We start from the raw sequence: 521 nt of genomic DNA on the forward strand, positions 1-521 counted from the left end.
CAGGTGCAGCAGCTCCTGCTGGTGGCAACGGGTCAGTGGTCGGAAGTCGAACCGATGCTCCAAGCGCAGTTGAACAAGGTCTCGCCCGGCCAGCGTGCCGATGCCCTGCTGCAATTGCAGCAGCAGATGTCCAAGAGCAGCGATCCGGCGGGTGCCGTAGGCGCACTGCAGCGCATCGCCTCGCACGACATGCAGCGCCCCGAAACGCACCTGGCCTTGGCCCGCGCGAAGGTCGCCGCCAAGGACACCGCCGGCGCACTGACGGAACTGGACACCGCGCTCAAGCTGCGTCCCGGGTATGAAGACGCCGCCATCCTCGCCGCCGAACTGCGTGCCGACAGCGACCCCGATGCCGCCATCACTGGCCTGCGCAGCTTCCTGAAAGCCGCGCCAGCGTCCATCGACGGCCACTTGGCGCTCGCCCGCATGTACCTCGTGCGCAATCAGCAGGACAAGGCGCGCGCTGAATTCGAAACGCTCAAGAAGATCGCGCCCAACGATGCGCGCATCACGCTTGCCCT

Annotated in this window: 1 protein-coding gene; it reads left to right on the plus strand. The window is 66.6% G+C overall.

The features are described 5' to 3' along the window. Positions 1-521 (plus strand): tetratricopeptide repeat protein (locus tag ACWKV5_RS29700; protein WP_483844161.1); only part of this gene is annotated, 521 nt, incomplete at both ends.

This window comes from Pseudomonas oplopanacis (assembly GCF_057128725.1).